This window comes from Nannocystis pusilla (assembly GCF_026626665.1).
Lineage (GTDB): Bacteria > Myxococcota_A > Polyangia > Nannocystales > Nannocystaceae > Nannocystis > Nannocystis pusilla.
Map to the genome: position 1 here is coordinate 4,008,270 of NZ_JAPNKE010000002.1, position 24,705 is coordinate 4,032,974.

General features: G+C 72.0%; 14 protein-coding genes and 6 pseudogenes. 13 read left to right on the plus strand and 7 right to left on the minus strand.

What is annotated here, in order from left to right; translation table 11 throughout:
* Positions 1 to 575 precede the first annotated feature (575 nt).
* Positions 576 to 1,291: pseudogene (locus tag OV079_RS17540) on the plus strand (lysylphosphatidylglycerol synthase domain-containing protein); the annotation flags it as partial.
* 111 nt (positions 1,292 to 1,402) lie between these two features.
* On the plus strand, positions 1,403 to 2,563 hold the full coding sequence (locus tag OV079_RS17545; protein WP_267778568.1) for a lysylphosphatidylglycerol synthase transmembrane domain-containing protein: 1,161 nt from the start codon (positions 1,403 to 1,405) through the stop codon (positions 2,561 to 2,563).
* Positions 2,564 to 2,627: 64 nt separating this feature from the next.
* Here the strand turns inward: OV079_RS17545 and OV079_RS58095 are convergent.
* The 7 genes and pseudogenes from OV079_RS58095 to OV079_RS17590 all read right to left on the minus strand — a co-directional run bounded on the left by OV079_RS58095 (position 2,628) and on the right by OV079_RS17590 (position 10,790).
* Positions 2,628 to 4,623 (minus strand): annotated as a pseudogene (locus tag OV079_RS58095) (alkyl/aryl-sulfatase).
* 336 nt (positions 4,624 to 4,959) lie between these two features.
* On the minus strand, positions 4,960 to 5,769 hold the full coding sequence (locus OV079_RS17565) for an alpha-amylase family glycosyl hydrolase (protein WP_267769938.1): 810 nt from the start codon (positions 5,767 to 5,769) through the stop codon (positions 4,960 to 4,962).
* Positions 5,770 to 5,868: 99 nt separating this feature from the next.
* Positions 5,869 to 6,561, minus strand: a complete 693-nt coding sequence (locus OV079_RS17570; RefSeq protein ID WP_267769940.1) for an alpha-amylase family glycosyl hydrolase — start codon at positions 6,559 to 6,561, stop codon at positions 5,869 to 5,871.
* Between the two features lie 133 nt (positions 6,562 to 6,694).
* Entirely contained in the window at positions 6,695 to 7,300 is a 606-nt protein-coding gene (locus tag OV079_RS17575) for a TetR/AcrR family transcriptional regulator (RefSeq protein ID WP_267769942.1), read from the minus strand.
* 32 nt (positions 7,301 to 7,332) lie between these two features.
* Positions 7,333 to 8,624, minus strand: a pseudogene (locus tag OV079_RS17580) (cytochrome P450).
* A 391-nt stretch (positions 8,625 to 9,015) separates the two neighbouring features.
* A complete protein-coding gene (locus tag OV079_RS17585) occupies positions 9,016 to 9,162 on the minus strand; it encodes a hypothetical protein (RefSeq protein WP_267769943.1) in 147 nt (48 codons plus the stop codon).
* Positions 9,153 to 10,790 (minus strand): alpha-amylase family glycosyl hydrolase, encoded by a 1,638-nt coding sequence (locus tag OV079_RS17590; RefSeq protein ID WP_267769944.1) that lies wholly within the window; start codon positions 10,788 to 10,790, stop codon positions 9,153 to 9,155. The genes OV079_RS17585 and OV079_RS17590 overlap by 10 nt, the downstream gene beginning before the upstream one ends.
* Positions 10,791 to 11,249: 459 nt before the next feature.
* Between OV079_RS17590 and OV079_RS17595 the strand changes: the two genes are divergently transcribed.
* From OV079_RS17595 to OV079_RS17650, 11 genes and pseudogenes are all read left to right on the plus strand, one after another.
* The gene (locus OV079_RS17595) at positions 11,250 to 11,558 is read left to right on the plus strand and encodes a hypothetical protein (protein WP_267769945.1); all 309 of its coding nucleotides are present in this window, start codon (positions 11,250 to 11,252) and stop codon (positions 11,556 to 11,558) included.
* 538 nt (positions 11,559 to 12,096) lie between these two features.
* Positions 12,097 to 13,185, plus strand: a pseudogene (locus OV079_RS58100) (carbohydrate porin); the annotation flags it as partial.
* Positions 13,186 to 13,384: 199 nt separating this feature from the next.
* Positions 13,385 to 14,782: pseudogene (locus tag OV079_RS17605) on the plus strand (alpha-amylase family glycosyl hydrolase); the annotation flags it as partial.
* Between the two features lie 481 nt (positions 14,783 to 15,263).
* Positions 15,264 to 16,337 carry an ABC transporter ATP-binding protein gene (locus tag OV079_RS17610; protein WP_267778570.1) on the plus strand — a complete coding sequence of 358 codons (1,074 nt, stop codon included), beginning with the start codon at positions 15,264 to 15,266 and terminating at the stop codon, positions 16,335 to 16,337.
* A gap of 64 nt (positions 16,338 to 16,401) precedes the next feature.
* A complete protein-coding gene (locus OV079_RS17615; protein WP_267769947.1) occupies positions 16,402 to 16,560 on the plus strand; it encodes a hypothetical protein in 159 nt (52 codons plus the stop codon).
* The gene (locus tag OV079_RS56000) at positions 16,512 to 17,774 is read left to right on the plus strand and encodes a sugar ABC transporter substrate-binding protein (RefSeq protein WP_267769949.1); all 1,263 of its coding nucleotides are present in this window, start codon (positions 16,512 to 16,514) and stop codon (positions 17,772 to 17,774) included. The genes OV079_RS17615 and OV079_RS56000 overlap by 49 nt, the downstream gene beginning before the upstream one ends.
* Positions 17,775 to 18,019: 245 nt before the next feature.
* Positions 18,020 to 18,601, plus strand: coding sequence for a carbohydrate ABC transporter permease (locus OV079_RS56005; protein ID WP_267778572.1), 582 nt, complete (start codon positions 18,020 to 18,022; stop codon positions 18,599 to 18,601).
* A gap of 133 nt (positions 18,602 to 18,734) precedes the next feature.
* Positions 18,735 to 19,613 carry a sugar ABC transporter permease gene (locus OV079_RS17630; RefSeq protein WP_267743609.1) on the plus strand — a complete coding sequence of 293 codons (879 nt, stop codon included), beginning with the start codon at positions 18,735 to 18,737 and terminating at the stop codon, positions 19,611 to 19,613.
* A 242-nt stretch (positions 19,614 to 19,855) separates the two neighbouring features.
* Positions 19,856 to 21,958, plus strand: a pseudogene (locus OV079_RS58105) (S9 family peptidase).
* A 487-nt stretch (positions 21,959 to 22,445) separates the two neighbouring features.
* The gene (locus OV079_RS56010) at positions 22,446 to 23,390 is read left to right on the plus strand and encodes a chloride channel protein (RefSeq protein ID WP_267769952.1); all 945 of its coding nucleotides are present in this window, start codon (positions 22,446 to 22,448) and stop codon (positions 23,388 to 23,390) included.
* Positions 23,327 to 24,685 carry a chloride channel protein gene (locus OV079_RS17650; protein WP_267769954.1) on the plus strand — a complete coding sequence of 453 codons (1,359 nt, stop codon included), beginning with the start codon at positions 23,327 to 23,329 and terminating at the stop codon, positions 24,683 to 24,685. The genes OV079_RS56010 and OV079_RS17650 overlap by 64 nt, the downstream gene beginning before the upstream one ends.
* The last annotated feature ends 20 nt before the right edge of the window (positions 24,686 to 24,705 follow it).

A 24,705-nucleotide genomic window follows, 5' to 3' on the forward strand; every position in this document is an offset into this window, starting at 1 on the left:
CGGCCGCTCGTAATCCTGACAACCTGACCACACGAGAGCGGCGCCCTGCGCCGCTCTTTGCGTTAGGTCGCGCCGTCGCGGCGGCCTCGCGACGAAGCGGCGCACGTGCCCTCCCCTGCGGCCGACCCGAAGCTCGTCGTGCGCGCGTCGCTTGCTGGGAAGGCGTCCGCCCCGCCTCGCGCGTCGCTCGGGTCGGCACGCGTCCGACTCGCCTCGCGTCACGGCTCGCCGCCTCGCTGCCGCGAGCAGTTCGGGCGGGTGCATCACCTCTCCGGCGAGCGCGGCGCTCCCCTGGTGCGCGCGGGTCGTCGAGCCCTGCCGCGAGCGAGGGCCCGGCGGGCCGGATCGGCCCTGCGTGAGCCGTCTCCACGGCGACGGGCGGCGATCGTCGGCGGGTCCGAACCAGGGCCCTGACATTCGCCGCCGCCCCGGGGACACTCTCGCCAGCAGTGACGACCGAGCCCGCTCCCGCGCCGACCGCAGCGCCCGCCTCCGGGCGTCCGTGGCTGCGCGTCGGCCTGTCGCTGGTGATCACCGGCCTCGCCCTGTGGCTGGTCCAGCGCCAGCTCGATCCGGTGCCGGACGCGCTCGAGATCGCCGCCTGGGGTCTGCCCGCCTACCTCGCCACCCTGCTGCTGTACGCCTTCCTGCGCTCCGCCCGGTGGTGGTTCCTCGTCAGGCCTCTGGGGCAGGTGCGCTTCGGCGACGTCATGCTCGTAGGTCTCGCCGGCGCGCTGTGGATCGTCGCCTTGCCGTGGCGGCTCGGCGAGCTGGTGCGGCCGGCCCTGCTCGCGCGGCGCAGCGGCATCCCGGCCAGTCGCTGCTCGGCACCGTCGCCATCGAGCGCGTCGTCGACGGCCTGTGCGTGTGCGCGGCCTTCTTCGTCGCGGCCGCCGGCGCGCCCGACGTCCCCTCGCTGAGCGGCCTCTACGCCGCCTGCACGGCCGCCTTCGCCCTGTTCGCCGGCGCCCTCGCCGTCCTCGTCGTCCTCGCGCGCTGGCCCGCCGCGCTCGAGCTGCTGCTGCGCCGCGGGCTCGGGCGGATCGCCGCGCGGCCGGCCGCCATCCTCGCCGACGTCGCCCGCGGCCTCGCCGACGGCCTGCGCGCCCTGCCGTCGCTGCGGCCGCTCGTGCTGTTCCTGCTCGGCACCGTCGCCTACTGGGGCACCAACGTGTTCGGCATGGCCCTGCTCGCGCGCGCCTGCGGCCTCGACCTCGGCCCGCTCGAGGCGCTCGCCGTCCTCGCCGTCCTCAACCTCACCCTGCTCGTGCCCGGCCCGCCCGCGCACGTCGGCACCTTCCAGCTCGGCGTCGCCGCCGGCCTCGGCCTGTTCCTCCCGCCCGACGTCGTCCGCGCCGGCGGCTCGACCTACGCCTTCTTCCTCTACACCTGCCAGCTCGCCATGATCGCCGCGCTCGGCATCGCCGCCAGCCTGCGTCTGCGCCTCGGCTGGCGCGCCGCGCTCGACCTGCGCCCGCCCGCGCCCGCGCGTGCCCGCGAGCGCCTAGCTCTTCGCACATGTCCCGACGTTTCTGCCCGATGCAACAGGTCTTTTCGGACATGTCCCCGAGGAGGGCCCGCGCGTGAGCCCGCGGCTGCGCACCGCGCTCAAGCTGCTGCTCGGCCTCGGCCTGCTCGCCGGCCTGGTGTGGTGGCTGGTGCCGGGCGCCGACGAGCTGCGGGCCGCCTTCGCGCGCGCCGAGCGCGGCCCGGCTGGCTCGGCGTGTGCCTGCTGGCGACCTTCGCCGCCACCCTGGTGACCAGCGCGCGCTGGCGGTTGATGGCCGAGGCGATGGGCGGCAACCGCCTGCCGCACATCGCCTACTTCCACAGCCTCGCCCTGACCAAGATCCTCGGCCAGGTCAGCTCCGCGTTCGTCATGGACATCGTCGGCCGCGGCGTCGCCCTGCGCAACGCCGGCTCGCAGCGCGGCCTCGGCCACGCGATCACCCAGGCGGTGCTCGAGCGCGTGTTCGACCTCGTGCTCCCGGTCATGCTGCTCGCCTGGGCCCTCGTCGCCTGGCGCGGCCAATTCGACGCCACCCAGGCGGCCGGCTCGTTCGCCGGCGTGTGCCTGCTGTTCGCCGCGCTCGCCGCGGTGTGCCTGGCCCCGCTGACGCGCCTGGCCCTGCGCGCGTACGCGGCCGCCCGCGCCCTGCGAGCCCGCCTGCGCCGCGTCGCCGTCGACGAGCCCGAGCTCGACCCGCCGATCGTCGACCGCCGCCTGGCGGTGCAGATCGGCGCGCTCAGCCTGCTGCGCTACCTCTCGGTCATGCTGCTGTTCTGGTCGACCGCGGCCGGGATCGGCGTCGACTTCAGCTTCTTCCAGATCGCCGCCGCCACCCCGGTCGGCCAGCTCGCGGGCATGCTGGGCTTCACGCCGGGGGCGCTGGGAATCCAGGAGGCGGGATGGGTCGGCGGCTTCAAGTGGGTCGGGGCCGACGACGCCGCGATCGCCCTGTTCGTGCTCAGCTCGCGCCTCGTCATGACCGCCTCGTTCGCGGTCCTCGTGCTCGTCAGCTGGCCGCTGCTCCGCCGCAGCCGCGCCGCGACCCCGGCGTGACCCGTCCTTTCGGACATGCCTCCTAGGACATGCTCCTGAGCGCATGTCCGAATCGACATGTCCGTCACGGCGTGACGATGGCGAACGACGGCGGGAAGCGGTCGAGCAGGCCGAAGAACTCCTCGACGGCCGCCCGGTTGCCGCGCAGCTTCAGGGCCTTGGTTGCGATCGCCTGCTCGATCGTCGTCTTGCCGAGCTGCAGCTCGATCAGGGTCAGCTTCTGCAGCGCCAGGCCGGCGTCGGCGCCGTCGACCTCGGCGGTGCGGCGGGTGTAGTTCAGCACCCCGCGGTCGACCGTCAGCTCGTAGCGCTCCTTCAGGTCGGTGAGCTCGACGTCCAGCTTCAGCGTCTTGGCGGCCGCGCGCGCCCCGTTGAGGCGGACCGCCAGGTAGTCGAACAGCAGCGCCGGCGGCAGCGCGCAGCGTGTCGCGGCCGCTCGGGTCGATCGGCTCGCCCTCGGGCACCCCGTGGCGCAGCTCGTAGGCGCCCTGCAGGTACTCCGAGCGCCACGGGCCCGACTCCGCCTGGTAGCCGAGCTGCTCGTACGCGTCCGCCAGCAGCTCTTTCGCGGCCGCGCTGTCCGGGTCCGCGAACACCACGTGGCGCAGCACCTGCGCCACCCAGCGGTACTCGCCGCGCGCGAAGTCGGCGCGGGCGCGCTCCAGCACCGCCGCCCCGCCGCCCATGTATTCGACGTACTTGCGGGCCGCCGGCTCCTGCGGCAGCTCGTTCAGGTCCGACGGGTTGCCGGTGTAAAAGCCCATGTAGCGGTCGTACACCGCCCGCGCGTTGTGGCGGACCGTCCCGTAGTAGCCGCGGTTCGGCCAGTACTGCGCCAGCGCCGGCGGCAATGCAGGTACTCGGCGATCTCGGTGCCGAGATAGCCGAAGTTCAGCATGTGCAGCGATTGATCGTGGATGTACTTGTAGAGGTCGCGCTGCTTCTCGAGGTAGTCGCGCACGTTCTTCTGGCCCCACATCGGCCAGTGGTGGGCCTGGAACTTGACCTCGGTCCCGTCGCCGTACAGCTCGATCGTCTGCTGCAGGTACTTGGCCCACGCCAGCGCGTCGCGGACCGGGGCCCGCGCAGCGTCTGGATGTTGTGAAGGGTATGGGTCGCGTTCTCGGCCATCCACATCGCCTTGAACTGCGGGAAGTAGGTGTTCATCTCCGCCGGCGCCTCGGTGTCGGGCGTCAGCTGGAACACCATCTTCACCCCGTCGATGACCAGCTCCTGCCCGGTCTTCGTGATCGACTGCGTCGGCGCGATGAGCGACACCGTCCCCGTCGCGTTGGCGATGCCGAGGCCGCTGCCCACGTTGCCCTGGGCGTCGCGCGGGAGAAACATCCCGTACATGTACGCCGCGCGGCGAGCCATCGCCGAGCCCGCGAGCACCATCTCGCTGACCGCGTGGGCCATGAAGCCCTCCGGGGCGATGATCCGCACCCGGCCCGAGCGCACGTCGGCCTCGTCGACCAGCCCGCGCACCCCGCCGTAATGATCGGGGTGCGAATGGCTGTAGATCACAGCCACGATCGGCCGGTCGCCGAGGTGCTGCTTGACCAGCGCGTGCGCGGCCTTCGCCGACTCGATCGTCAGCAGCGGGTCCATCACGATCCACCCGCGGTCGCCCTTGATGTACGTGATGTTCGCCAGGTCGAAGCCGCGGACCTGGTAGACCCGCTCCGTCACCTTGAACAGGCCGTAGATCATGTTCAGCTGGGCCTGGCGCCACAGGCTCGGGTTCACCGTCTCGGGGGCCGGCGCGTCGCGGCGGATGAATTTTTGAAGGGCTCGAGGTCCCACACCACGTTGCCGTCGGCGTCGGTGATCGTCAGCGTGTGCGGGCGAGCGATCAGGCCCCGCTCGGCGTCTTCGAAGTCCGCGCGGTCGCCGAACGGCAATTGCTGGAGCAGCGCCGCGTTGGCCTCGCGCGTCGCCTCGGTCGCGGGCTTCGGCCCCGACGGCCCCGCGGCCAGCACCGCGAACTTGGCCCCGGCCAGCAGCAGGGCCACGGCGCCCGTCGAGATCAGCAGGATGCGGGGTCGGCGGAGCTGCATGCCAAGGCGTATGGCCGAGGACCGCGCCCGCGCCAGTGACCGCCCGCCCGCCCGTCCGCGGCCCCCGGGGCCCGCTGCGGCCGGCGGCCCGGCAATGTCCACACCTGTCCTCGGGGCCAGCAATCACCACCATCGCCGCTCCCCCGCCGCCCGCCGCTGCCGGCCGCCGCGCGTGGCTATGATCACACCGTGTCGCCCTCTCGCCATTCCGCGCGTCGCGGCCCGGCGCTCGCCCTCGCCTCCGCCCGCTGCGGGCGCGACGCCGGCCGCGCCCGGCTCACGAGCGCCGGCGTCCGCTCGTTTCACAAGGCATGTCCCGAAGGACATGTCCCATCTTCACGGCGCGACGAGCACCCGCGCCGAGCGGGCCGGCACCATCACCGTCGGCCCGTCGACCGTCTCGCCCGAGAGCTCGTCCTTGAGCGCCATCGCCGGCAGCCCGCCGACCGACTTGCCGGCGTCGCTGCGGTTGAGGGCGACCCACACCGTCTCGCCCTCGCCGGCCATCGAGTAGGCCATGGTGTCGGCGTCGGCGCCGAGCCGGGTGTACGAGCCGCGGCGGAGCGCCGGGTGGGCCGCGCGGATCGCCCCCAGATCCTGGATATGCCCCAAGAGCCAGGTCTGCCCGCTCGAGTGATTGTCCCACTGCATGAAGCGGCGGTTGTCGGGGTCGCCGGCGCCGGGCATCCCGACCTCGTCGCCGTAGTAGACGAGCGGCGCGCCGGGGGAGGTGTACAGCATCGTGAACGACAGGCCGAGCCGCTCGAACGCCGCCGCGCCGGCGGGCAGGCCCGGCTTGCCGTTCCACGCCTTGTCCTTGCCGTCGGCCCACTGGTTGTTCCACACCGGCGTGTCCTCGGCCAGGTGGATCGCGCGCGGGATGTCGTGATTGCCGATGAACGTGCTCATCACCGCCGCGCCGCCGTTGTAATAGTTGTTGTTGCCGTCGAAGAAGTCGGCCAGCTCCGTCATCGTGCCCTGGCGCATCAGCACGTTGTAGGCCATCTGCATGCGCAGCGGGAAGTCGAACTGGCCGTCGAGCTTGTCGCAGCCGACGTACTTGTTGATGGTCGGCTTGTCGCCGGTGAACGTCTCGCCGACCATGTAGAAGTGCTGCCCCGACATCGGCTCGATGTCGGCCTTCACGCGCGCGCAGGTCGGTCAGCCACTCCATCTTGATGTGCTTGACCGCGTCGAGGCGGAAGCCGTCGGCGCCGGTGTCCTTGATCCACTGGATCGCGTTGTTCACCGAGTAGTCGCGGGCCGCCTGGTTGCTGGAATGAAGTCGGGCAGGTAGTCGGTGAACCAGCAGCGCTCGCCGTCGGCCCCGTCCCACGAGCAGCCGGCCCCGCACACGCAGTCGCCGCCGTTGCCGTTGTCGTTCGGGTTGAACCAGTCCGGGTGGTCGGCGTACACCGGCGCGCTGACATGGACGTGGTTCATCGCGTAGTCGAGGATCACCTTGATGTCGGCCGCGTGGGCCGCGGTCACCAGCGCCTGCAGCTCGGCCAGCGTGCCGAAGTGCTCCTCGGTCTGCGTCAGGTCGGTCGGCCAGTAGCCGTGGTACGCGCTGTACAGGTGGCCGTCGGTGCCGAGGCCGTCGTCCGACGTGTTGTTCATCGGCACCGTCAGCCACAGCGTGTTGACGCCGAGCTCGTTGAAGTAACCGTCCTCGATCTTCGCGGTCACCCCGGCCCAGTCGCCGCCCTGCCAGTCGGCCGCCGTCTCGACCCCCGTCAGCGCGTCGTTGCCCGGGTCGCCGTTGTTGAAGCGGTCGACGAACACGAAGTAGATGATCGCGTCGCGCCAGTCGAACGCGCCCTCCTGCTCGACCGCGCACGAGGCCGCCTCACAGGTGAACTCCTCGCAGGTCATCGGCTGCAGCACCGAGTCAGTCGCAGTCGTCGCCGCCCCGCTGTCACATGCCCTCATGGACATGCTCGCTCCGACATGTCCGGATTCACATGCCCCCGGAGACATGCCTCTTGAGACATGTCCTCGGAGCGTCCCGACCCGAACCCGTCGACGCGAGGCGGCGCTCGCCGGCGAGGGCTCGCGCCGCCCTACGGCCTCACGCGTCGCCGTCTTCGCCGTAGAGCAGCCGGGCCGCGCGCGCCACCTGCTCGACCACCATCTCGGGCGTCAGGAGCCCGCCGGTCCAGCCGACCAGGCGCGAGAACCACACGTCCTCGAGCACCGCCAGGCGCTCGAGCTCGAGCGCGCTGACCGGCCCGTCGTCGCGCCCGCGGATCGCCCCGACGATCAGCTCCATCAACGCGGTGTGGAACCGCTGTAGCCGCTCCGCCAGGGCGTTCTCCCCGGTCGCGGCCGAGCGGATCACCGCGCGGCCGAGGTGGGGCCGGGCGCACAGCGTCTCGGTCAGCGCGGCGAAGCACTGGACCAGCCGCTCGAGGCGGGTCGCGCCCTGCAGCGGTTCGCTGGCGAAGCGCTCGCGCAGCGCCACCAGCTCGAGCGAGAGGACGCCGACGAGCAGGTCCTCCTTGCTGCGGAAGCGCTTGTACACCGTGCCGAGGGCCACGCCCGAGGCCTGGGCCACGTCGCGCAGGCGCACCGCCGAGAACCCGCCGGTCTCGGCGAGCCGGACCGCCGCGTCGAGGATCCTGCGGGCGCGGTCGTCGACCAGGGTGAGCTCACCGGGGAGCGGGACTGCGGTCATCCACCTGGGTTTATGCAACCCCGCGGAGTCCGTCAACGCTTGGCCTCGACGCGAACGAGGACCCCGTGGCGCGGCCGCATCGTGATCTGGAACTCCTGCGCGATCCGGGCCCGCGCGCTCAGCGACAGGCGGAAGCGCTGGGCGATCATCGCCAGCACCAGCGTGCCCTCGAGCAGCGTGAAGTGGTTGCCGATGCACATGCGCGGACCGGCGCTGAAGGGGATGTACGCCAGCTTGTGCCGGGCTTGCGCCCCGCCGGGCATGAACCGCGCCGGCTCGAACCGCTCCGGGTCGTCCCAGAAGCGCGGGTCGCGGTGCATCAGGAATGGCAGGTAGAGCACGCGATCGCCCGGATACACGCGATGGCCCGCGAGCTCGGTCTCGGCCACGATGTCGCGCCCCCGCTCCAGGTGGGCGGATACAGCCGCAGCGACTCCTGCAGCACCGCCTTGGTGTAGACGAGCGTCGACTGCACGTCCTCGGCGGTCGGCACGCGCCCCTCGAGCCGGTCGACCTCCTCGATGAGCTTGTCCCACACCGCCGGATGCGTGCCGAGCAGGTAGAACGTCCACGCCAGCGCGATCGCGGTGGTCTCGTGGCCGGCCAGGAAGAACGTGGCGATCTCGTCGCGCACCAGCCGCGGGTCGAGCGGCGCGCCGTCCTCGTCGCGCGCGTTGAGGTACGCCGCCAGCAGATCGTCACCCAGCGCGCCGGCCGCCCGCCGCCGCGCGATGATGTCGAACGTCACCTCGTCGAGGGTCCGCAGCGCCTTGCGCAGCCGCAGGTTGCCGGGCGTCGGCCAGCGCAGCGGCAGCTGCAGCATCTGGTTGCCGCGCCCCGACACCTGCTCGAGCGCCACGGTGAACGCATGCGCCGACTCGCTCACCTGCGCGCGCAGGTCGAGGCTGAAGAGCGTCTCGCCGATGATCTCCATCGCCAGCCCGAGCAGCTCCGAGTACACGTCGAACTCGTCGCCGACGCGGTAGCGCCGGGTCCAGTCGGCCAGCGTGCGCTCGGTCAGCCGCGTCATCTTGCCGGCCAGCGCCGCCACGCTGCCCTTGTTGAACGACGGCTGGGCGATCCGCCGCTCGCGTCGCCACAGCTCGCCCTCGCTGGTCAGGATCCCGTCGCCCACCAGCATGCGGATCGCGTCGTACGTGTCGCGCTTGCCGTACGAGTCCTTGTCGGTGAGCAAGATCTGCTCGACCGCGTCGGGGTGCAGCGCCACGAACAGCGAGTGCTTGCCGACGACCAGGCGGAAGAAGTCGCCGTGCTTCTGCCGCGCCGCCTCGACCACGGGCATGAGCCCGTGACGGGTCAACATCGGGATGTGGCCGAACACCGGCCAGCGCGTCGGCGTCGGGATCGAATCGATGGGCGGCGAGACACGATCGAGCAGGGCTTGCAGCAAGGCGGTCGTCCTTCTTTGAAACGCGTTCTACACCCCTAGAACACGTTACATTCCGCCGCAAGCGCCGGCACCGCGCGAGAACGCGCAATCTTCGCCCACGGCCCGAATCAGCCCCGCGGGCCGCGATCTGCGATCTCGCAAGCGGCCCGCGTTCGCGCGCGCTTCCGCGCCGGAGCGGCGTCGACCGCCCGCCCGGCGCCCCCGCGGACGGACCCGAGCTGCTCGAAGAGACATGCCTCTTCAAGCATGTCCATGAAAGCATGTCCGATGTGCCATGTCCCCTCGAACATGTCCCATCACACTCTCACAGGCACGGATCGCCGGCCGGCAGCAGCACCCGCTGCGAGCGCGGCGCCATCGGCACCGACGCCGCCGGCGCGAGCGTGAACGCCTCGCCGGTGAGCGCGTCGACGTACTCGCCTGGCTGCAGGGACAGGTCCGTCAGCGCCACCTCTCGCCCCTCCCCCGCCCGCGACACCAGCACCAGCGCGCGCTCCCCGCCGGCGTCGCCCGCTCGAACGCGTACGTGTCGCCCGTCACCGCCACCGCCCGCCGCGACCCGCGGAGCAGCGCGGGCGAGCAGCGGCGCAGCGTCCCGAGCCTGCGCGCGGTCGCCAGCAGCCGCGCCTGCGGCTCTGCCAGCCCGTCCCAAGCGGGCATCACCCGCCGGCAGTCGGGGTCCTGCCCGCCGGCCAGCCCGACCTCGTCGCCGTAATAAACGACAGGCAGCCCCGGCAGCGTCAGCACCAGCCCGAGCGCCAGCGCCTGGCGCTCGTACGGCAGCGCCGCGTCCGGCTGCGGCTCCGGGCTGGCCCACGGGTCCGACGCCGTCCCGCCCGCCGCCTCCGACACGAACCGCGTGACGTCGTGGTTGCCGATCATCCGCGTCAGCGTCCCGCCGCTGCCCGCGGTCTTCTCTTCGACCTCGACGAGCGACGCCTCGACCGCCGCGAAGCCGGCCGACTCGTGGGCGATCGCGTCGCGCAGCGCCCACATCAGCGGGAAGTCGAACACGCTGTCGAGCCCGTCGGGCCCCAGGTAGTAGCGGATCACCTCGATCCCCCACGCGCCCGGCCCGGTGAACACCTCGCCGACGAAGAAGCTCGCCTCGCGCGGCGCCAGCCGCTCGCGCACCTCCGCCGCGATCCGCCGGGTCGCCGCCCGCGGCATCATCGGCACCGCGTCGACCCGCAGCCCGTCGAGGTCGAACGCCTCCGTCCACCACACCGCGTCCTCGTAGGCCCAGCGCAGCGCCTCCGGCCGCTCGAGCCGCACGTCGGGCAGGTACGGGGTGAACCAGCACGTTTGGATGTAGCGCCCCCAGTCGCAGCTGCCGAGCCCGCACACGCATGGCGGATCGGACATGTTCCAAAGGTCTTGCGCCTGCGACTCGCGGTAGCGCGGGTTGTCCTCGTAGACGTGGTTGGGCACCAGGTCGAGCAGCACCCGCAGCCCGCGCGCGTGCGCGGCCGTCACCAGCGAGCGCAGCCCCGCCTCGCCGCCGATCCGCGGGTCCACTCCGCGCGAGTCGAGCGGCCAGTAGCCGTGGTAGCCCTCGTAGAGGTGCCCGTCGCCGCGGCCCTCGCGGGCCTCGACCGGATTCACGTACACCGGCGACAGCCACAGCGCAGTCGCCCCGAGCGCCTCGATCGCGTCGAGCTCCGCCTCGATGCCCGCCAAAGTCCCGCCCGCGCGTCCGCCCGGGCTCGCCGGCGGAGCGAGCGGCGCCCCGTCCGGTCCGCGGAAGCGGTCGATCATGATCTGATACAGCAGCCCCTCTTGCGGCCGCGCTGCCGCCGGCTCGACCCATCCGACCGCCCGCGCCCGCGCCTCGCGACCGGCCTCGTCGACCGCCACCAGCTCGAGCGAGTGCTTGCCGCGCGGCAGCCCGGCCCGCGCGATCGAGATCGATCCGCTCGCCGCGTCGATCGTCGCCGGCACCACCGTCCCGTCGCTCGCGCGGGCCTCCGCGCGCCGCAGCGGCGAGCCGTCGGCCGCCGCGAGCAGCCGCGCCGACGTCGTCCACTCCCGGTCGGCGTCGCCGTCACCCCATCGACCACCAGCTGCGGCTGCCCACAATCGGCGATCCGCAGCAGCGACACCTCGAGGTCGTCCTGCTCCTGCCAGAACGTCGTCAGCGGGTTGTGGTCGTCGACGCGATCGACCCCGTCCTCGACGATCAAGTAGCCGTATTCGCCGGGCGGCAGCTCCACGCGGGCCACCTGCCACTCGGGGTCCTCCGCGCTCGCGCGCAGCGGGATCCCTGGCACGTACCACGAGTTCCACGAGCCCACGATCTCGAGCGTCGCCCCCGGGCGCTGCGGCTGGGCCCACACCGTCGCCGCGCAGTCGCGTCGCGGTGGAGCCGCGTCCTCGCACGCGGCGAGCCCGGCCGCGATCGCCGCGGCGGCGACTCGGGCGGACGTGCCTCGGCCCCACATCGGCGCCCAGCGTATCACGACGGCGTCCGGCGCCGCCCGCTCCGTGCAGCCCCGTGCGCGTCTGCCTTGTCGTGCTACGGGTTTCACGGAGCCACTCATGCAGTCACAACAGATGATCCAGGCCCTCGCGCAGATCACCTCCGACTTCCGCCGCGGCGACATGGACGCCGCCTACCAGGGCTATCGCGACCTGTTCAGCAACCCCGCCTTCGCCCAGGGCAGCGCCCAGGACCGCCGACACGCGCTGCGGCAGTTCGTCCACACGCAGGGCGCCCCGAGCGAGTTGACCCGGACCATGCGGGTCGCCCACGACACCGCGGTCGGGCCGCTCCAGGCCCTCGTCGCCGAGAGCGACGACCCCGGCGACCGCGAGCTGCTGAAGGCCCTGAAGCAGCGCCTCGGCTGACCCCGCGATCCACGCTCGACAACCGTCGTCGCTTCGAGTACCAATGCGACGACGCCGTGCGCTGCGATCTACGTCCTCTCCTGCCCCTCGCCGCCGCGCTCCTCGGCGTCGCCGTCTCACCGACGGCCGCTGCTCAGAGTCCGGCCGCGCCGCCCACCACCTCGCAGCCCACGGCCTCGACCCCGCCGGTGACCCCGGCTCCGAGCGAGCCCGGCTCCGGACCTGGCTCTGAGGACAGCTCGGTCCCCGTCGAGCCGGCGCCCGACGCCGTCCCGGCCGACGCCGCCGAGCCGGCGCCCACCGCCGAGAAGCCGCCCGAGGCCCCCGTGCCCGAGCCGGAGCCCAAGCCGGCCAAACCGGCCGCTCGCGGCCCGCACCCGCACGATCCGAACAGCCCGCCCGGCCTCGCCGACGGCTTCCACTTCGGCTCGTACGGCCGCGTCATCGCCGGCGGCGACGCGGGCGGGCGGGCCGGCCGCAACGGCGACATCGTCGCTCGCGGCTCGCGGCTCGACGAGGCCAATACGCCGAGCTCGAGCTGCGGCGCGAGGACTACTGGAAGTCGACCGGCGCCTACACGCGGATCGTCGCCACCACCGCCTTCGCCACCCCGATCTTCCACTACAACGGCCAGTTTGCCGCCTCGCTGGCGATCCGCAACCTCTACCTCGAGGTCCGCAACGCCGGCGTCAAGGGCCTGTCCTTTTGGGCAGGTTCTCGCATGTACCGCGGCGACGACATCTACCTGCTCGACTTCTGGCCGCTCGACAACCTCAACACCATCGGCGGCGGCGTCGGCTACACCTTCAAGACCGGCACCGAGCTCAAGTTCCACGCCGGCCTCAATCAGCCGACCGATCCGTACTATCGCCAGACCATCCTGCGGCCGCCGGCCTACAATCAATTCGGCGCCGCCGAGGTCGCGATCCTCGATCGCCAGAAGCTCGTCAGCAGCCTCAAGCTGACCCACACCTGGCCGATCGGCGACAGCGCCGGCATCAAGGGCATCCTCTACGGCGAGCTCCACTACGTGCCCGAGGGCCAGCGCGAGATCGAGAGCAAGGTCTACGAGAACGTCCCCAAGGACAAGGGCTTCGTCGGCGGCGCCCAGCTCAGCGCCTTCACCGGCAAGCGCAGCACCTACGTCAACCTCACCGCGCGGTTCGCCAGCGGCCTCGCGGCCTACGGCGAGCTCAACGCGCCGCGGCAGCTGCGGCCCGATCGCCTGACCACCGGCGCTTACGAGGCGCTCATCACCCTCAGCGGCAACTGGGAGCGCGGCCCGTTCGGCCTGCTGATGGGCTCCTATTATCGCCAGTTCCGCAACGCCAGCCGCTCGCTCGATTGGGACGACCTCAACGAGGGCATCGTCATCGTCCGCCCGCAGGTGTGGTTCGCCAAGATCGCCGGCGTCGCGCTCGAGGCCTCGTATCAGGCCCAGCAGCGCGGCGTCGCCACCGAGGCCGAGCCCAACCTGTTCAAGCCCGTGTTCGCGCAGATGGGCCGCTTCGGCCTCATCCCGTTCATCACCCCGGGCGGCCCGGGAGCGTTCCAGCGCCCGCACATCCGCCTGATCTACCTCCTCACCGTGCGCGACGCCGCCGCGCGCTCGTTCTACCCCGCCGAGGACGTGTTCGCCCGGCGAGGCATCGACCACTTCATCGGCGTCGGCGCCGAATGGTGGTTCGGGAGCACCAGCTACTTCGCTGACGCGGCCTCGGAGACTGACCATGCCCGCTCGCCGACTCCTCGCCCTCGCCCTCGCCCCGACCCTGCTGGCCGCCGCCGGCTGCCTCCACTTCGACACCCTCGAAGAGCCCGTCAAGATGGCCACCCACGCGCAGGACTGGCGCGAGGCCGTCATCTACCAGGTGCTGATCGACCGCTTCGACGACGGCGACGACGGCAACAACTATTTGCTCGACCGCGAGAACATGGCCCGCTACCACGGCGGCGACTGGATCGGGCTCGAGAACCGGCTCGACTACATCCAGGAGCTGGGCGTCAACACCCTGTGGATCTCGCCGGTCATCAAGAACATCGAGACCGACGCCAACGTCGACGGTTATCACGGCTACTGGGCCGTCGACCTGACCCAGCCGAACGCCCACTTCGGCAACCTCGACGACCTGCGCTCGCTGGTCCAGGCCGCGCACGAGCGCGACATGTTGGTGGTGATCGACATCGTCGCCAACCACATGGGTCAGCTGTTCTTCTACGACATGAACCTGAACGGCGTGCCCGACATCCTGCTGCAGGGCACCGGGACGCGGCCGCAGGGCACCCCCGTGCCGCCGGGCTTCGACCAGTCGGGCTTCACCCACATCACCGAGTACGACCCCGACTTCAACCCGCTCGGGATCCAGGCCTTCACCTCGCTGGGCCCGGCCGGGCCGGCGCCGGTCGTGTTCCCGTTCGACCCGAAGAGCGGCCACGTCACGCCGATGCCGGCGCTCTTCCAGAACCCCGAGGTCTACAACCGCAAGGGTCGCACCTTCAATTACGACGACCCGCAGCAGCTGCTCACCGGCGACTTCCCCGGCGGCCTCAAGGACGTGAACACCACCCGCTGCGACGTCAAGCAGGCGTTCGTCGACTCGTACGCGCGGTGGATCGAGCTGACCGACGCCGACGGCTTCCGCATCGACACCGTCAAGCACGTCGAGCACGAGTTCTGGCGCTACTTCACCCAGCGGGTGCGCCAGCGGCTGGCGGCCCAGGGCAAGAGCAAGTTCTTCATGTTCGGCGAGGCCTTCGACGGCCGCGACGACCTGGTCGGCTCGTTCACCAAGAACGACCTGCCGAGCGACGAGGAGCTCGCGCGCGAGAACTCGTGCGACGACGGTCCGAAGCTCAGCGGCGACCAGCTCGACAGCGCCTTCTACTTCCCGCAGCACTACCAGGTGTTCCGCGACGTGTTCCAGGACGGCGCCTCGACCGACCGGATCGCCAACCTGTGGGCCAACAAGACCGTCAACTACGGCACCGTCCCGCCGAAGGACAGCGCCGGCATCGCCCCGCACAAGGTCCTCGTCAACTTCATCGACAACCACGACGTCGCGCGCTTCCTCTACTTCGCGCGCGAGCGGGTCGACGCCCACCCGGCCTTCGCCGGCAAGTCGGTGCGCGACAAGGAGCTGCGCCTGCGGGCCATGCTGCAGAACGCCCTGCTCATGCTCATGACCGCCGAGGGGGTGCCCTGCCTCTACTACGGCACCGAGCTCGAGTACCGCGGCGGCAACGACCCGAGCAACCGCGAGGACATGTGGCGGCCCTACCCCTATTTGGGCGAGACGACCCCGCCGCCGGCCTTCGACACCACCGGGCCGACCTTCGTCTTCACCAAGAAGCTGCTCGCTTACCGCAAGAAGCTGGCGGCGCTGCGCCGCGGCGACACCAAGGTCGTGTGGTCGACCACGCGCACCGGCGACGAGTCGGACGCCGGCATCTTCGCCTTCGAGCGCGCCGGCGGCGAGGCCGGCAACAACTACGTGCTCGTCGTGTTCAACACCAACCAGAACCACGACAGCCGCACCCAGTTCGAGGGCGCCGCCATGACCGTCTCGGCCCCCGCGGGCGCGGTGCTGGTCGACGTCCTCGGCGGCAACAAGAAGTACACCGTCGGCGCCGGCGGCACCCTCGACCTCACCCTCCCGCCGGTCTCCGGCATGCTCCTGGTCCCGCAGCAGGACGTCCGACGCCTCGATGGTCGCCGTCACTGCGCGCACGATCGTGAAGCGGTTCGGGGCCACCGAGGTCCTGCGCGGCGTCGACGTCCACGTCCCGCACGGCGGCTTCGCCGTCCTCGTCGGCCCGAGCGGCTGCGGCAAGAGCACCCTGCTGCGCCTGCTCGCCGGCCTCGAGGAGGTCACCTCGGGCGAGATCCGCTTCGGCGACCGCGACGTCACCCGGCTCGCCCCGCGCGACCGCGACATCGCCATGGTGTTCCAGTCGTACGCCCTCTATCCGCACCTCACGGTGCGCGACAACCTCGCGTTCGGCCTGGGCCTGCGCAAGACCGACGCGGCCACCATCGCCAGCCGCGTCACCGAGGTCAGCGCCATGCTCGGCCTCGATCACCTGCTCGACCGCCTGCCGCGCGCGCTGTCCGGCGGCCAGCGCCAGCGCGTCGCCATGGGCCGCGCGATCGTCCGCCGCCCGCAGCTGTTCCTGTTCGACGAGCCGCTGTCCAACCTCGACGCCGCGCTGCGGGCCCAGGTGCGCGTCGAGATCCGCAAGCTCCACGACCAGCTCGGCGCGACCAGCGTGTACGTCACCCACGACCAGGTCGAGGCGATGACCCTGGCCGACCAGATCTTCGTCCTCAACCGCGGCGTCGTCGAGCAGGTCGGCCCGCCGCGCGAGGTCTACGAGCACCCGCGCACCCGCTTCGTCGCCGGCTTCCTCGGCAGCCCGGCGATGAATTTCATCGACGGCGTCCAGGTCGCGGCCGGCGGCCTCGCCCTGCCCGGCGGCCAGACCCTCGCGGTCCGCGACCCTGCCCCGTTCGGGGCCGCCCTGCAGCCTGGCCGAACGGTCAGCCTCGGCGTGCGCCCGCACGACTTCGTGGTCCGCCCCGACGCGCCCGACCTCGTGGTCGACGTCGAGCTGGTCGAGCTGCTCGGCCCGGAGCTGCAGATCCACGCCCGCCTCGGCGGCGCCCTGCTGACCGTCTGCCTCGACAGCCAGAGCGGCGTCGCCCGCGGCGACCGCCTGCCCCTGGCCGTGCGCGCCCTCCACCTGTTCGACCCCGCCACCGGCCTGAGCCTGCGCGCATGAACATGCTCTCAAAACCATGTCCTTTCGCGCATGTCCTGGACGACATGTTCAGGAGGCCCGGTTGTTGAGGGGCGCGGCCTTCGGCGCATGTTCCGTGGGACATGTCCTCGGGGCCCTGTGCTTCCTCATCGCCGCCCTCGCCCCCGCGCTCGCGCGGGCCGACGAGCTGCGGCTGTGGCACGCCTACCGCGACGCCGAGGCGGCCGCGCTGGTGGCAATGTAGAGGACTTCGCCGCGCGCACCGGCCACCGCGTCGAGCTGCTGGCGGTCGCCCACGAGAGCTTCGGCAGCAAGCTCGCGGCCACCATCCCGCGCGGCCAGGGCCCGCACGTCTTCATCGACTCGCACGAGCGCCTCGGCGACTACCGCCTGCGTGCCCTCGTCGGCGACGCCGGGGCAGCGCTCGATCCCGACGCCGTCTACACCGCCCAGTCGCTGGCCGCGGTCACCCAGGACGGCGCGCGCTGGGGCGTCCCGCTGAGCGCCAAGTCGGTCGCGCTGTTCGTCAACACCGCCCTCGTCGACGACGTCCCGCCCACCCTCGAGGGCATCGCCGCCCTGCAGCTGCCCCCCGGCGTCTACCCGCTGGCCTACGAGGCCCAGAGCGCCTACGGCCACATGCCGCTGCTCGCCGCGTTCGGCGGGCGCATGCTCGCCGAGGACGCCAGCTTCGGCTTCGTCGGCCCCGCCGCCGCGCGCTCGCTCGCCTTCGCCAAGGAGCTCGTCGATCGCGGCGCCGTCCCGCGCGACGCCGACGGCGCCCTCGTCTCCGACCTGTTCCGCTCGGGCCGGGCCGCCTTCGCCATCAGCGGCCCGTGGCTGGTCGGTCAGCTCGCCGGCGTCGACTTCGCCTGGCGCGTCGTGCCGCTGCCGATCGTCGGCGAGACCGGCCAGCCGATGCGCCCGCCGCTGACCGTCGAGGCCGCCATGCTGTCGCCGCAGGGGGCCGCCTCGCCCGCCGCGATCGACCTCGCCCGCGCCCTCGGCAGCGCCGACGCGGCCGCCCTGCGCCAGCGCCTCGCCGGCACCCTGTCCGTGAGGACAGACGTACCTGTCCCCGAGGACAGCCCGGTCCTCGCCGGCTTCCGCGCCCAGGCCGAGCTGGCCGCGCCGATGTCCGCCGATCCGGCCATGCGCTCGACCTGGGAGCCGGCCTTCCGCGCGATCCGCAAGGTCCTGCGCGGCCAGGCCGAGCCCGCCGACGCCCTCGCCGAGGCCGCCCGCCGCTTCGCCGACGTCCGCCGCCCGCCGCCCGCCGCCGCCTCGCCGACCCCGCGCTGCTGGTGCTCGGCCTCGGCATGCTGCTCGTCGCCTTCCACCTGGTCCGCCGCGCCCGCGACCCCGACGCCCGCCGGGCCCTGCGCGCCTCGCTGCCGGCCTACCGCTACGTCGCCCACAGCGTCGTCGTCGTCGGCCTCCTGGTGTTCATCCCCTTGATCGTCGGCGCCGCCACCTCGCTGTTCGCCGGCCGCCCGGGCGAGGGCTACTACGTCGGCCTCGCCAACTTCGTCGAGATCCTCACCGCCCGCGGCGGCCCCTTGCTCGCCACCGGCTCGTTCTGGTTCGTCCTCCTCGTCACCTTCCTGTGGACGGCCGTCAACGTCGTCCTCCACCTCGGCATCGGCCTCGCGCTCGGCCTCGTGCTGTCGCGCCCGACCCTGCGCCTGCGCGCGCTCTACCGCGTGCTCCTGATCCTGCCCTGGGCCGTCCCCAGCTACGTCACCGCCCTGGCGTGGAAGGGCATGTTCCACCAGCAGTACGGCGCGGTCACCGGCCTCATCTACGCGATCAACGACTGGTTCGGCGCCAGCATCGAGCCCATCGCCTGGTTCTCGCGCTTCGCCACCGCCTTCGCCGCCAACGTCGCCACCAACGTGTGGCTCGGCTTCCCCTTCATGATGGTCGTCACCCTCGGCGCGCTCACTGCAGTGCCCGCCGACGTGCTCGAGGCCGCCGAGGTCGACGGCGCCACCCGCTGGCAACGGCTGACGCGCGTCACCCTGCCGATGATCCGTCCGGCCCTCGCCCCCGCCGTCACGCTCGGCGCGATCTGGACCTTCAACATGTTCAACGTCGTCTTCCTCGTCTCGGGCGGCGACCCCGACGGCTCGACCGACATCCTCGTCAGCGAGGCGTACCGCTGGGCCTTCACCCGCGAGGCCCAGTACGGCTACGCCGCCGCCTACGCCGTCCTGATCTTCCTGCTCCTGCTCGTCACCACCCGCCTGCCCGCCTGGCTGGCGCGCAAGGGGGCCGGGCGATGAACCCCTCCGCTCGCCGGCCCCGCGATTTCGCCCGCGCCGGCGTCGCCACCTTCGGACATGTCCTCGCGGTCATGCTCCCGCGACCAGGTCGCTTCGGACATGTCCGAAGCGCCATCTCGGCCGAGGTGACGCGATGAGCCCGTCGGGACAGGGTCGAAAGGTCAGCCTCGCCGAGTCGATCGGCGCCCACCTGCTGCTCGTCGTCGCCGTCGCCTTCGCGCTCTATCCGCTGCTGTGGGTCGTCTCGCTCGCGTTCTCCGGCGCGGTCGAGCCGACCCCGCGGGTCTTGCCGGTCCCGCTCGAACCCACCCTCGAGCACCTGCGCGGCGTCGCCTTCTCCACCCTCGAGGTCCCGGGCGAGCCCGACCGGTGGCTGTTCGGCCTGCAGCTCGCCAACTCGATCGTCATCAGCCTCGCCACCGCCCTCGTCGGCGTCGTCATCGCCGTGCCGACCGCCTACGCCTTGGCCCGCTTCGAGTTCGTCGGCAAGGAGGGCGGCGTGCGGGCCCTGCTGGCCACGCAGATGTTCCCCGCGGTCGCCAGCGCGATCCCCCTCTACATCATCCTCGACGGCCTCGGCCTGCTCGGCACCCGCTCGGGCCTCGTCCTCTGCTACGCCACCACCGCCGTGCCGTTCGCCATCTTCCAGCTGCGCGGCGCCTTCGAGACCATCCCGCGCGACCTCGAGGAGGCCGCCATGGTCGACGGCGCCACCCGCTTCGAGGCCTTCCGCAAGGTCGTCCTGCCCGCCGCCCGCCCGGCCATCGCGGTCACCGCCCTGTTCGCCTTCATGAGCGCCTACAACGAGTTCGTCCTGGCGCACACGATGCTCGGGCGCGAGGAGATGTACACCGTCCCGGTGGTCCTGCAGCGCTACATCTCCGAGTTCAGCGCCGACTGGCCCAAGTTCGCCGCCGGCTCGCTGATCGTCTCGATCCCGGTGATGATCCTCTTCTACATCGCCCAGCGGCACCTCATCGCCGGCCTCACCGCCGGCGGCGTGAAGGGCTGAGCCGCCCGCCGATTGGCGGCAGCGTGATCGGCCGCGGGGTTTTTTTCGGCCCGCGAAACACAATGCCCATACCGGCCGGAACGCCGGTTTTCGCCGCCGCTGCGCGGCTGAGGTCGTCGGCCCCTGCCATGCGTCGCGCGGTTCCGCCCGCGCTTTCGCCAGATTTCACCCAGCGCGTGAATCCAACCCGCCATCCACGGATTCCAAAGCCTCGCCCGAACAACCGTCCCTGGAGGACCCGAATGCGTCGATTCCTGCTCCTGTCCCTCGGCCTGGCCGTCGCTCCCGCTTGTATTCGCCGACGCCGGCCGACCCCGGGAAGCCCGCTCCGGCGGCGCCCAAGCCCACCACCGCGCCGCCGCTCGCCACGCCCGCCGCGCCGGAGCCCGAGCTCATCCCGCGCGAGCTGTTGTTCGGCAACCCCGAGCGCGTGAACGTGCAGATCAGCCCCGACGGCAAGCACCTCAGCTGGGTCGCCCCGGTCGACGGCGTGCTCAACGTCCACGTCGCGCCGGCCGACGACGCGAGCAAGGGTCGCGCGGTCACCACCGACAAGGCGCGGGGCATCACCCAGTACTTCTGGTCCTACCGCCCCGACACCCTGCTCTACGTGCGCGACACCGGCGGCGACGAGGACTTCCATCTCCACGCGCTCGACCTCAAGACCGGCGAGAGCCGCGACCTCACGCCCTATCCGAAGACGCGCGCCAGCGTCAACGGCGTCAGCCACCTCCACCCCGACGTCGTGCTCGTCGGCATGAACGACCGCGATCAGCAGTGGCACGACCTCTACCGCGTCGATCTCGCGACCGGCAAGCGGACCCTCGTCGAGCGCAACGATCAGAAGCTCTCCGGCTACGTCACCGACCCCGAGCTGAAGGTGCGCCTGGCCACGCGCTCGCGCGAGGACGGCGGCGTCGACGTCCTTCTGCCCGACGGCAAGGGCGGCTGGAAGCCGTTCGAGCAGATCCCGTTCGACGACGCGCTGAGCACCAACTTCGGCAACATCACCACCGACGGCAAGACCGTGTACCTGCGCGAGTCTCGCGACCGCAACACCGTCGCCCTGTACGCCGTCGACCTCGCCAGCGGCGACAAGAAGCTGCTGCTCGAGGACCCGCGGGCCGACATCAGCGGCGCGCTGACCGACCCGCGCACCGGCGTGGTGCGGGCGGTCGCCACCAACTACCTGCGCGAGGAGTGGAAGGCGCTCGACGACAGCGTCAGCCGCGACCTCGAGGCTCAAGGCGATCGGCCCCGGCGTCATCGGCGTCACCTCCGGCACGCTCGACGATCAGACCTGGATCGTCGCCTACTCGGCCGCCGAGGCGCCGGCGGTGTACTACCGCTACGCGCGCGGCAGCGGCGAGCTCACGAAGCTGTTCTCGGCCCGCCCCGCGCTCGACGGCAAGCCGCTGGTCAAGCAGTGGCCGCAGGAGATTCCCTCGCGCGACGGCCTGACGCTCGTCAGCTACCTGACCCTGCCGCACAAGGCCGACCCCGAGCAGGACGGCAAGCCGAACACCCCCGCGCCGCTGGTCCTGCACGTCCACGGCGGCCCGTGGGCGCGCGACACCTACGGCTACTCGTCCACGCCGCAGTGGCTGGCCAACCGCGGCTACGCGGTGCTGCAGGTCAACTATCGCGGCTCGACCGGCTTCGGCAAGGACTTCGTCAACAAGTCCAATTTCGAGTGGGCCGGCAAGATGCACGAGGACCTGATCGACGCCGTCGACTGGGCCGTCAAGCAGGGCATCACCACCGCCGACCAGGTCGCGATCATGGGCGGCAGCTACGGCGGCTACGCCACGCTGGTCGGCCTGACCTTCACGCCCGACACCTTCAAGTGCGGCGTCGACGTCGTCGGTCCGTCCAACCTGATGACCCTGTTCAACACCTTCCCCGCCTACTGGGCCAGCTTCATGCAGCAGTGGTACCACCGCGTCGGCGACCCGCGCACCGACGAGGGCAAGCAGAAGCTGCTCGACCGCTCGCCGATCACCCACGTCGACAAGATCAAGAAGCCGCTGCTCATCGCCCAGGGCGCCAACGACCCGCGCGTCAAGCAGGCCGAGAGCGACCAGATCGTCGAGGCCATGAAGGCCAAGAACATCCCGGTCACCTACGTGCTGTTCCCCGACGAGGGCCACGGCTTCGCCCGCTCGGAGAACAGCAAGGCCTACACCGCCGCGGCCGAGGGCTTCCTCGGCACCTGCCTCGGCGGCCGCGTCGAGCCGATCGGCAAGGACCTGACCGGCTCGAGCATCACCGTCCCGGTCGGCGCCGACATCGTCCCCGGCCTGCCCGAGGCGCTGCGCTCGCACACGCAGGCGATCAAGAACTGACGTGAGCCCCACGCGACGATCGCTGCGCTCGCGGCGATCGTCGCGGAGGTCGATGATCGCGCGACTCGTCGAGGCCATGTACGGGCGTCTGCTGGCTGAAGGACGGCCGTCTCCCTCGCCCGCGCCCGCGACGCATCTGTTGCGAGCGCACCTCACGAGGCGACCGCGCTTCGCTCGCGGCGCCTGAGCCCGCTGCCGCTGCCGCCATTCGTGACGATTTCGCCGTCGGCGCTGCGCGACGGTCTTGCGAGATCCTGCCGGGCGGTCGGCCCACGCAGGGGTACTCCCTGCAGGTGTTAAGCGGCTCCTTGCCAAGCCTCGTCCGCGCGGCCTGCGAGCGACGCGGCGCCTCGCCCGGCCTCCCGCACCGCTTCGGCCGCGCGGTCTCGACCTGTCCTCGAGACCAGGCCCACCTCGCCCCTGTCCTCGAGGACAGCCTCGTTCCGGCTCGCGCTCCCCGCGGCGTTCTTGATATCGTCGGATCCCCGTGCCCGAGACGGAGCCCCCAGCGCCCGCGCGAGGTTCGCCCCCCGACCCCGCCGCGGCCTCCGGCAACGCGACTGCGACGCGCCTGACCGGCGCGCACCGGATCGCCAGCGCCGAGGTGACCGGCTTCTTCGACGCCTTGCCGCACGGCACCGTGCTGATGCGGTTGTGGGCGCGCTTCGGCCTGCTCATGGGCCAGCAGCTCGCGCGGGTCGTCCGCGACGACCACGTCTTCCTCATCGTCATGGCCGCGGTGGTCGGCACCACCAGCGGCGTCGCGGCCGGCGCCCTGCTGGCGTGGATCGAGTACGCCTTCCGCCTGTTCCCGCGACCCGAGGAGAGCAGCGCGCTGGTCCGCTGGGCCGCGGTCATCGGCGTCCCGGTGCTCGGCGGCCTCGCGGCCGGCGGCCTGCACTTCGTGCTGCGGCGCATCATCCGGCAGCCGCTGGTGATGGGCATCCCCGCCGTGATCGAGGCCATCGCCCGCAAGCAGGGCACGATCGGCGGGCGCCAGGCGGTCATCGCCGGCGTCGGCACCGGCATCACGATCGGCAGCGGCGGCTCGTGCGGGCACGAGGGCCCGAGCGTCGCCATCGGCGCGGCCGTCGGCAGCGTCCTCGCCCGCTTCTTCGGCCTGCGCATGCGCTGGCACCTGGCGATGGTCGGGGCCGGGTGCGCCGGCGGCCTCGCGGCGGCCTTCAACGCCCCGCTGGCGGGCGTCGTGTTCACCGTCGAGATCGTGTTCGGCGGCGCCATCGGCGGCAACATCGGCACCATGTCGGTGTTCGTGCCGCTGATCGTCGCCGCGGTCGCGGGCACCTTCACCTCGCACGCCATCCGCGGCGAGCACCTGACCTTGCGACAGTCCAGCACGGCGACGCCATGCTCGCCGAGATGGGCCTGTTCGTCGCCCTCGCCGTGCTGGCCGGCGTGCTCGGCACGCTGATGGGCCGCGCCGTGATCGGCACCACCAAGTGGTTTCAGCGCCTCAAGGCCCCCGTCCTGCTCAAGCCGGCGCTCGGCGCGTTCGGGGTCGGCCTGCTCGCCGCCGTCGTCTCCAACGACGTCCTCGGCGGCGGCCTCGCTACCATCAACGAGGCGCTGCAGGGCCACCTCGGCTGGCAGCTCGCGCTGGCGCTGCTCGGCCTCAAGCTCGTCGCCACCGCCCTGACCGTCGGCAGCGGCGGCTTCGGCGGCGTGTTCACGCCCTCGCTGTACGTCGGCGCCTGCCTCGGCACCGTCGTCGGCGCGGTCGCCCACTTCGCGCTCGGCCCCGGCGCCGAATCGACCGCCGCCTACGCGCTCGTCGGCATGGGGGCGATCTTCGCCGCCACCATGCAGGCCCCGCTGACGCCGATCGTGATGATCTTCGAGCTCACCCGGGACTACCAGCTCATCCTCCCGCTGATGCTCGGCTGCATCCTCGCGGTGTTCGTCGCCCGGCGGATCTCGCCGCGCAGCCTGTTCCAGGAGATCCTGCACCAGCAGGGCGTGGTGCTCGGCCACGAGGCCGAGGTCGAGGTCATGAAGCGCGGCCACGTCGCCGACCTCATGCTGCCGCCGCCTGTCACCCTGTCCGAAGGGACAGTCGCGACCGAGATCCGGCGCGTCGCCCTCGACGAGGGCCGCTCGCCGTTCGTGGTCGACGACACCGGCGCGGTGGTCGGGTGGATCGACGCCGACCTGCTGGCCAAGCGGGTGCTGCACGGCGACGTCCCGGCCGACGCCGCCGCGCGCGACCTGATGACGGACGTCCAGCTCGCGCTGCTCTACCCGACCGACACCCTCGCCGGCGCGATGCTGGCGTCCGCGCGCTCTTCCGCCGAGGTCCTGCCGGTCGTCGATCACGAGCGCCGCCTGGTCGGCGTGCTCCGCCGCGGCGACCTGCTCGCCCACTACAGCGACAAGGTCCTCGGCGAGCAAGAGGAGGCGGTGCACATGCACACGACCGGCGGCGCCGTCCACGGCCACGAGGTCGGCCTCGGCAAGGGCATGATTTTGGACCACATCGTCGTCGGCCGCCGCTGGGCCGGCCGCACCCTCGCCGACCTGGCGCTGCGCTCGCAGACCGGCGCCACGGTGGTCGAGTGGCTGCGCGGCGAGGCCCCGCTGGCGATCGATCCCAACGCGCCGCTGGATCACAACGACGTCCTCGCCGTCGTCGGCACCCGTGAGCAGATCCTCGCGGCCCGCCGCATGGCTCCCACCCGCCCGGGCGTCCCGGGCGCCGCGCCGCGTTGATGTCCTTCGGGACATGTGAT